Source organism: Mesorhizobium sp. WSM4807, assembly GCF_055811615.1.
The window spans coordinates 84,649-92,269 of record NZ_JBVVQY010000025.1; the positions used below are offsets into that span (position 1 = coordinate 84,649).

Annotated in this window: 10 protein-coding genes and 1 pseudogene; 5 read left to right on the plus strand and 6 right to left on the minus strand. The window is 60.8% G+C overall.

Features of this window, described 5'->3' with window-relative positions:
• Nucleotides 1–505: 505 nt before the first annotated feature.
• Complete coding sequence (locus tag AC0L3N_RS26135; protein ID WP_123150935.1) at nucleotides 506–1,255, plus strand: glucose 1-dehydrogenase; 750 nt, start codon at nucleotides 506–508, stop codon at nucleotides 1,253–1,255.
• A gap of 173 nt (nucleotides 1,256–1,428) precedes the next feature.
• Here the strand turns inward: AC0L3N_RS26135 and AC0L3N_RS26140 are convergent, their stop codons facing one another.
• The 4 genes from AC0L3N_RS26140 to AC0L3N_RS26155 form a co-directional block, all read right to left on the minus strand.
• The gene (locus AC0L3N_RS26140; RefSeq protein WP_123148173.1) at nucleotides 1,429–2,004 is read right to left on the minus strand and encodes a dihydrofolate reductase family protein; all 576 of its coding nucleotides are present in this window, start codon (nucleotides 2,002–2,004) and stop codon (nucleotides 1,429–1,431) included.
• Between the two features lie 129 nt (nucleotides 2,005–2,133).
• Complete coding sequence (locus AC0L3N_RS26145; RefSeq protein WP_123148156.1) at nucleotides 2,134–2,667, minus strand: SRPBCC family protein; 534 nt, start codon at nucleotides 2,665–2,667, stop codon at nucleotides 2,134–2,136.
• Nucleotides 2,667–3,074: an ArsR/SmtB family transcription factor gene (locus AC0L3N_RS26150; RefSeq protein ID WP_473550330.1), complete on the minus strand. Its 408-nt coding sequence runs from the start codon at nucleotides 3,072–3,074 to the stop codon at nucleotides 2,667–2,669. Before AC0L3N_RS26150 ends, AC0L3N_RS26145 begins: the two co-directional genes overlap by 1 nt.
• A gap of 147 nt (nucleotides 3,075–3,221) precedes the next feature.
• On the minus strand, nucleotides 3,222–3,857 hold the full coding sequence (locus AC0L3N_RS26155; RefSeq protein WP_473550332.1) for an ankyrin repeat domain-containing protein: 636 nt from the start codon (nucleotides 3,855–3,857) through the stop codon (nucleotides 3,222–3,224).
• Nucleotides 3,858–4,278: 421 nt separating this feature from the next.
• On the opposite strand from AC0L3N_RS26155, the gene AC0L3N_RS26160 reads away from it, so the two are divergent.
• From AC0L3N_RS26160 to AC0L3N_RS26170, 3 genes are all read left to right on the plus strand, one after another.
• A complete protein-coding gene (locus tag AC0L3N_RS26160) occupies nucleotides 4,279–4,734 on the plus strand; it encodes a histidine phosphatase family protein (RefSeq protein WP_473550333.1) in 456 nt (151 codons plus the stop codon).
• An 87-nt stretch (nucleotides 4,735–4,821) separates the two neighbouring features.
• Nucleotides 4,822–5,214 (plus strand): VOC family protein, encoded by a 393-nt coding sequence (locus AC0L3N_RS26165; RefSeq protein ID WP_473550335.1) that lies wholly within the window; start codon nucleotides 4,822–4,824, stop codon nucleotides 5,212–5,214.
• A gap of 49 nt (nucleotides 5,215–5,263) precedes the next feature.
• The gene (locus tag AC0L3N_RS26170) at nucleotides 5,264–5,392 is read left to right on the plus strand and encodes a hypothetical protein (protein WP_023799128.1); all 129 of its coding nucleotides are present in this window, start codon (nucleotides 5,264–5,266) and stop codon (nucleotides 5,390–5,392) included.
• A 24-nt stretch (nucleotides 5,393–5,416) separates the two neighbouring features.
• Here the strand turns inward: AC0L3N_RS26170 and AC0L3N_RS26175 are convergent, their stop codons facing one another.
• Together AC0L3N_RS26175 and AC0L3N_RS26180 are read right to left on the minus strand one after the other, a co-directional pair.
• Nucleotides 5,417–5,623, minus strand: coding sequence for a hypothetical protein (locus AC0L3N_RS26175; RefSeq protein ID WP_473550336.1), 207 nt, complete (start codon nucleotides 5,621–5,623; stop codon nucleotides 5,417–5,419).
• 145 nt (nucleotides 5,624–5,768) lie between these two features.
• Nucleotides 5,769–6,911 (minus strand): MFS transporter, encoded by a 1,143-nt coding sequence (locus tag AC0L3N_RS26180; protein WP_473550346.1) that lies wholly within the window; start codon nucleotides 6,909–6,911, stop codon nucleotides 5,769–5,771.
• A 473-nt stretch (nucleotides 6,912–7,384) separates the two neighbouring features.
• Between AC0L3N_RS26180 and AC0L3N_RS26185 the strand changes: the two are divergent.
• A pseudogene (locus AC0L3N_RS26185) lies at nucleotides 7,385–7,621 on the plus strand (DUF4105 domain-containing protein); the annotation flags it as partial.

Sequence of the window (7,621 nt, forward strand, 5' to 3'; positions counted from 1 at the left end):
AATCCACGCCCGCGCCTGAACTGTTCGCCCTCGAAAAATGCTATTTTTTACAGCCGGCCGGGGCCAATGCTTAACGTGGTTGCCTGGAACTGTTCTATATAGGCCTGAACATGTTTCAGATCCTTCGCCGCCTCAAAGGCCGGTCGGTCAACACCCGCGGGACATCTCTGCTTTGGCCCTGGATAGTCGGAACCGAAGCTCGTTCCAATCGAAGCCGGCGCAGTGACGATCTGCTCAGGGGTCACCTGCCCCCCTCCAACAATGGATGCCGGTCTCCTTCGAATAAAAGATTGTGAAGGAAGGTTTCTTGCTTGGCCAGGCCGGCCAGCGGCCGTTCGAAATGGGCTAGAGACGATGCTGAAGGACATGAAGGACGGCAAGGCTCCGCCGGGCGACCCGATCCACACCGGCCTTGACATTTGCACTCCGGAGACAGCGGATACCTGCATCGCCAAATAGCGCTATTGGACGGGAGAAAACTCCCGCCCTTTTGTAGGGGATATCAATGTCGGAATTGTTCTCGCTCAACGGCCGTGTCGCGTTGGTCACGGGTGCTTCGCGTGGTCTCGGCTTCGCCATGGCCAAGGCACTTGCGGAAAACGGCGCGACAGTGATCGTCAATGCCCGCGATCCGGCCGCCCTCGCTGCGGCGGCCGAAAGGATCGGGGCCGAAGCCCTGCCGTTCGATGTCACCGACGCGGCGATCTCAAGGGCGTCGCTCGAAGGAATCGTCGAACGCCACGGCCGCCTCGATATTCTGGTCAACAACGCCGGCATCCAGCATCGAAGTCCGTTGGTCGAATGGCAGGACGAGGATTTCAACCAAGTGATTGCTGTCAATCTGTCGGCTTGCTTCCGCATGATGCGCGACGCGGTGCGCCTGATGCTGCCAAACAAGTTCGGGCGCATAATAAACACCGGATCGGTTGCAGCGATACTTGGCCGTCCCACCATTCACGCCTATGTGGCTGCAAAGGCGGGCCTGCACGGGCTGACACGCTCCACTGCCGCTGAGCTGGGCCGTCACGGCATCACCGTTAACGCGATTGCCCCCGGCTACTTCGCCACCGAGCTCAACACCGCACTTATGAGCGACGAGGCCTTCACCAAATGGGTCGAGACACGAACCCCGGCGGGCCGCTGGGCCCAGCCTGAGGAGCTCGGCGGAGCCGTGGTGTTTCTCGCCTCCGACGCTGCCGCCTACGTCAACGGACATGTACTGGCCGTTGACGGTGGGCTATCGGTTTCCCTCTGACCGGCGACGTGGCCTTTCAGGAATAAATTTCAGCCGGCAGCGCTGCGAAATCTCCGAAGACCGGCTGAGTTAATGCATGTCGCCCAAAAGTGCGCAGCGGTTTTGGGATAACGACATGCATAAAAACAAAAACCTAAAGCGCGTCGCATGAATCCTCTCAGACGCGACGCGCTTTAGCCAATTCCATAGACCAGGCTCACGCGCCCATCCGTGAGCTGCTGAACCTTCCGCAGTTCGAGCCCGCGACGATTTTGCGTTGCTCCAAACAGCGCCTTCCCTTCGCCGACGAGCAGCGGATAGACGATCAGCCGCAGTTCTTCCACCAGCCCGACATCGATAAGGCTCGCGGTCATTCGCGCACCGCCCATGAGATAGATATCCTTGCCCGGCTGCTGCTTGAGGGCAGCGACGTCTTCTAGGCTCCGCATGAAGCGCGTCTTTGGCCAGGCCGCCGAAATCATTGTGTTCGACAGCACATAATGCGGGGTCTGTTCGGCAAAGCGGGCCCATTCGAGCTCCGCCGGCGTCGGCAATTTGCCGGTCATCGGCAGCGGCTTGTCCGGCTCGTTCTGGATCGCGCTCCAATAGCGCTCGTAGCCGGCGTACATGACGCTCCCGAGCAGACAGGCATCGATCTGCGGCGTCAGCCCATACTCCTCCGACCACGCGTCAACCCAATCGGCGTAACCCTCGGGTCCCTCCATCTTGCCATCGACGGAAACCTTCATTCCGGTGATCAATTTGCGCATGACTTCCTCCATCGGGCTTGCGAAATGCAAGCACGTTTCATCGTCGGTTCGTTGCTGGTGTGCGAGCCTCCAAGGGCCGATGCCGGTGGAGGCTGGGCGGTGACTTCAGGGGTGGCCGAAGCGATCGTGTCAGGCCGGCAGGCGGCGGTCGTACTCTTCCCGCAGGCGGCTCCAGCCATCCCAGAAGGAGGTCGGCGTCTTGCCCGCTAGGCGGGCAGCCAGCATGTCGAGGTGCATGTGCCAGCCGGCGGTGACGTTGAGCTGGATTGCGCGTTCCGGCAGCCGGCGATGGACGACGGTGAGCAGCACATCGTTGCCCTTCGGCTCCAGCAAGAAGGAAACGCCGCCGGTGTTTCCCCAGGTGATGGCGAGATTGTAAGGCGGATCGAGCTCGGTGATGCGGCCCTCCATCCGATGCTCTTCGGGAAAGCCCGCGGGGCGCTGGCCGGGCGGATCGGTCAGCTCGTCGTTACGCCAGACCAACTCGAACGAGGTGCCGGCCTTCATTTCCATCTGGCCCGCGGCCATCCACTGCCGGCGCAGGTCGCTCTCGGTGAGATAGGCCCAGACCCGCTCGATGGGGCCGGGCAAAAGCCGCTGGATGGTGAACGTGGCGGGCTCGGTCAGCTCGCCATAGGCTTCGATGGATTTCATCTGGTTCATTAGTCGTCTCCTTCTTTTGAGTTGGACGATTTCCTGGAATCATCCTGGGCTTTTCGCGCATCATCCTGGGCTTTTCGTGCGTCCTCCTCGCGAAGGAGACGTTCGAGAACGTCGAGACGGTTGGTCCAGAAGCGCTCGTAGAAGCTCAGCCATTGGTGGGCGCTGGCCAGCGGTCCGGGTTCGAGGCGGCAAAGATGCGTGCGGCCCCTCACCTCTCGACGAATAAGCCCGGCATTCTCCAGCGCCTTGATGTGCTTGGAGGCCGCCGCCAGCGACATGGCGAAGGGTTCCGCCAGCTGGCTTACCGTTCGCTCGCCGCCGGCGAGGTCGCGAAGCATCCGCCGGCGGGTGGCGTCGCCAAGCGCGTGAAAAACCGCGTCGATCTGGAGTGTCTCTAATTCAACCATGTAGTTGAATATAGAGACACGCTTTCGAATTGTCAACCGATTGGTTGAATGATCTTGGAAGGGAACTCCACAGGCGGCCCGCGGCGATCGAGGACATTCGGCCAGGGCAAGACCTCGGACATGGTCACCGCGGCGGAAGCGGGACCTTCACTTGCCTTCGAAGAAAGTATGAATCGAGACTTCCAGCTTTTCGATGAGTTGAGGGTTATGGCAGCTTCCAGCCCAGATCAGGGCGTTCAGCCTCATATCCTTGTTGAGAAAGTTCATTTTCCGAGAATCAAGCAGGTATCCCGCGACCTCGTAGTGCCGTCCCTTGATAGCCTCGATAAGCGCGTTGTTTCTTCCGGTCTTGTCAGTAAGATTCACGTCGGCGCCATTCTCGACAAGCAACTTAACGACATCCAGATGCCCGTTCTTTGCTGCTTCAATAAGGGCCGTTCTGCCGTAGTAGTCGGCTCTTGTATCGATCTCTATTTCCGGATGTTTCACCAGGGCTAAAATAGAGGCGTAGTGGCCCTTGGCCGAAGCAAGGCTCAAAGGCGTGCTCTTCCATTTGTTTCTGGAATTCACATCGATTGCTGGGTGTTCGATCAACGCCTCGACCACCGCGGTGCGGGCATTGAGGGCTGCGAGATGAAGGGCTGACCAGCCGCCGCCGTCCGCCTCGTTGATATTGGCGCCGGCCGCCAATTCCGCTTGAACGGCCTCCGCATCGCCGCTTTCTGCCGCGAGCAGCAGATTCGACCAACCTCTCGCCTCTTCGGCTTCCAAGCTCTCGGTCAATGCAGTCGCCTCCCCGAATACTCCCTACAGGATACCATTGTTCCGGTTCGGCCGACATCCACCGGATGACCGGCTTCCATCGAAAAGCCTTACTCATTCGACGGTGTCCGGCATGATGCCTGTGAGTGATTGGACCTAGGAGCTCAACGGCGCCCGACTGCGAGGAGGCCTAAGTCGGACCGGCTCGTTGGCGGATCGTGGACGGCAAAGCCGTCGGGCACGGGGTCGGCTTTGCTCGACGAGGCTCACGACCTGCGGTAGCTTGCCGGTACTCGCCAAGGCCGCTATCGGAAAGGTGAGAAGCGAGATGCGAATTGGACGTCGGCAATTTCTGGTCCTGTCGCTCGGAGCGGCTGCCCTCGGCAAGGCACACGCCTCAGAGCCATTCTGGGCAGCCCTGCGATCCGGAGAAGCCATTGCCTTGCTGCGCCATGCCGCAGCCCCAGGCTCCGGCGATCCGCCTGGCTTCAGGCTCGGTGAGTGCAGCACCCAGCGGAATCTGTTGGAAGAAGGTCGTGCACAGTCCCGCGCGATCGGCGACCTGTTCCGTGCGAATGGCATCTCGTCGGCAGCCGTCTATTCGAGCCAGTGGTGTCGTTGCATCGATACCGCTCGCCTGCTCGGGATCGGCGAAGTTGTGCCTCTTGAGCTGCTCAATTCGTTCTTTGGCGACAGTTCGGCGGGCGAGGAGCGCACCGCTGCCCTTCTGGCCTGGCTCCGCGGGCAGCGTTTCGGCGGACCTGCCATCCTTGTCACGCATCAGGTCAACATCACCGGCTTGACCGGCGAGGTGCCGGATAGCGGCGAAATGACCATCGCCCGTATTCATGAGGCTGACCCCGTGCAGGTCATCGGGCGTGTTGCCACGCCGGCTTGAGCAACTAGGCCTTCGACCCCATTTCGTGCAGCAGCGCTTCAGTCGTGGAACAACGACGTGCGAGGAGAGATCAAAGGGAGTGATCGCATGGCTATCGATTTCAACCACACAATCCTGCCGGCCCGCAACAGCGAGGCGTCGGCAAAATTCCTGGCGGAAATGCTTGGCCTTCCAGCCCCGAGGCGCTGGGGACCTTTCCAGATGGTTACGACCGAAAACGGTGCCAATCTCGACTATATGGATACCGACGGCGAAATCACGCCGCAGCATTACGCCTTCCTGGTCAGCGAAGCCGAGTTCGACGAGATCTTCGGTAGGATTCGTGAACGGAACCTCCCGTACTGGGCTGACCCCAGCCGGACGCAGTTGGGCGAGATCAACCACCACGACGGCGGCCGCGGCGTTTATTTCAAGGACCCGAACGGTCATCTTCTCGAGATCATCACCCGTCAATACGGCAGCGGCGGATGGAACCCGTGATCGCTCGGTGACGTAGCCAGGTGGCGGACGCGCTGCGAGCCTTGTCACGGTGTTCTTCCGCAGCCAGCTGATCAGTCTGCTGAAATCGCGTCCGAAACTCGTCGCGGTCGTGACCCGCTCGGTCGAAGCGGTCGCCGGCGCGGTCCTTGTCGCCGTTGCGCTCCACGAAATCCTGTGAAGTAACGGTGTCGTCCTGGCTTGCTCAGTCGTCAGCGATGGAACTAGCCACCATCAATCCGCCCGCTGTCGGCGAAGCCGGGAACTTCAAATTGACGAATTGCTCGCGCCCCCCGGCGATCAGTATGTAGAGCCTGGATATCTCCAACCCATCTCGTTTTTCGTCGATCTTCTCAGCATCGGACCGGGTGAAAAAGCTCTTCAGGAAAGTCTCGTGATCGACATCGGTCACGGCGACGGTGCATGTCTACACCGCCTTATCGTCCAACCTGGCTTTTGTTACCCCGATGATGGCCCCCTTCGACATGGTATCGTCCGCCGCTTTGCCGCCGCGATCGATCCCTCCTGGCTAAACGCCACGAACCGACAAGGCGGCATCACCGCTCCTCTGGGGGCTTCAAGTGCCGGAACTGCAGCAGCAGCAGCAGGTCATAAATGATCTTCAATGCACCGCAGATGAGGAGGGGCCAAGCTCGGAAAGAGGCAGCAAGCAGAGCGCCCGCCAGCGCCGGACTGGCTGCCGCGGCCAGACTGCGCGGGACAGATGTGAAGCTCGCGGCCGCCGCCCGCTCCGCTTCCGTGACAACGGCCATGACGTAAGATGAGCGCGTCGGGACGTCCATCTGCGAAAGCGCAGCGCGGACCAGCAGCAGGGCCAGTGTCAGAGGTAGCGTCGGCGCAAGCGCCGCCAGCATCAGGGCGATGCTGGACGGAATGTGTGTGAACACCATCGTGTTGATGAGTCCGATGTGCCGGGACAGCCAAGCTGCAACGGGGAATGAGAACGCCGAAAGCACGCCGGACCAGAAGAAGAAAAATCCCGCTTCCGAAAGCGACAGGTCGAATTTTTCGAAAAGCCATAGGGCAAGCAGCGACTGGACGACAAAGCCGCCGGCGAAAGCATCAAGGCTAAAAAGGGCCGCAAGCTTGAGAACGATATTGCGCGAGGGGCCGAGCGCGGACGCGGTACCTGTGTCCGACGCGGGACGGCGCTGCGGGATCCGCGCGTAGAAGAGGCCGCCGAGCAGGCCGAGCAACGCGTAGAGCACGAACATGGCCTTGATGCCGGTGAGTTGGTCGAGGCCGGATGGAGCAACAAGATCAGGGGTCGCCGAAGCGAGTGCGCCAACGGCGCCTGCAAGCGCGCCCACCAAGCTGTAACGCGCGAACATCTTGGTCCGGGCGGCATCAGTGACTTCGCGTGTGAGCACGGCATGCTCTAATGGCACGAACACGCTGACGCTGCCGGCCGACGGGTTGATGGTGCCTGCGAACGCGATCACCAAAAGCAGCGCGTAGTCATGAACCAGGGCAAAGGCCACACCCGTGGCGACCATCAGACTGGTGGCGGCAAGCAGGAGACGGCGGTGATCGTGCCGGGCACCAAGGACTCCGACGGCGATGGTCAAGAGCGCTGAACCGAGCAGCGATGCGGTCGCGATGATGCCGACCTGCAGAGGCGTGAAGCCCAATGCGAGCAGGTAGACCGGCAACAGAACGGCCACGAAGCCATCGCCCATATCGCGCAGGGCTCGGGCCGCAAAAAGAAAGGTCGTCGGGTGGATCCGCTGCACTGGCCTAGCCTACTCTCATGACCTGCGTCGGCGTCACCGCGCTCGGCAGCGACGCTCGGCAAGGCGGAAAGATCATGACGGAGTCGCGTTAGATATTCCAGCGAGGCGAGTATCGGTTTTGTTGGACTGGAACAGAGAGAACCTGTTCCGGGTAGATGGACGGGTGTTTGAGGTACGGATGGATGGATGAAGGAACTTGTTAGGGCCCGTGAGCTCGCGCGGTCACTTCATCGAACGGCCGATGCCGAGCGCGTCCGTTTCGCGTGGGCACCTTCTCGCTCGCTCCACGCCTGCGAAATCTGCGGCGAAAATGGTATCGGACCGATTGGTGCTCCAATATGGACATGTAGAGTTGTTGTCTTTGAGCGTTCCGTGAGAAATGGCATCCAGGCAATGACAGACCGCCAGAGGGGGAATAAATGCGTCGCATCGCTCGGACCTCGCTTGCCATCATCCTTTCGCTAGCCGTCGCAATCTTGACTGCCTGGGCCGGACTTGCGATGTGGTATCGCCTGCCCGTGGCTGAGCTTGGACGGGCTGTGGCCTGCGTCCTTTTCATCTTGCTCGGCCTCGCCACCGTCATCGCGCTCTTCAGCCGGTTTCGCATCAGGGCGCTTGTCCTGTTTGCAGCTGCGTTTGCCGTGATTCTGGTTTGG